Source organism: Adlercreutzia equolifaciens (assembly GCF_029076695.1).
Taxonomy (GTDB): Bacteria; Actinomycetota; Coriobacteriia; order Coriobacteriales; family Eggerthellaceae; genus Adlercreutzia; species Adlercreutzia equolifaciens_A.
Map to the genome: position 1 here is coordinate 1 of NZ_JARFIK010000336.1, position 306 is coordinate 306.

At 64.7% G+C, this 306-nt stretch carries 1 protein-coding gene; it reads right to left on the minus strand.

Annotated elements, in window-relative coordinates; translation table 11 throughout:
• Positions 1-306: zeta toxin family protein (locus tag PZH32_RS12640; protein ID WP_275208598.1), on the minus strand; the 306-nt coding region annotated here is incomplete at both ends.

Here is a 306-nt window from a genome sequence, read left to right on the forward strand (position 1 = left end):
GATGGTGGGCCGGATCGGTGGAGCGGGGGGTGGTGCCTGCGACGCGCATCTCCTCGTCACGCAACTGGCAGCTGAGCAGCGATATCTCGGGCTTCACGGCCATAAGGGCCAGCGATACGCGATAGCTGCGCTCTTTCAGGAGACGGGCGGTTTTCAGGGGCACGTCCGCCGTGCGCAGCGTGCCCTCCACGATGACGTTGTAGCCAAACCGTGAAAGCCGGTCGATCAGCGCCTCGGTCATAGCGCCAGCCCAGGAGGCGGTGTGCAGCACGTAGTCGTCGCCGTAGAGCTTCTTCAGCTGCCGAA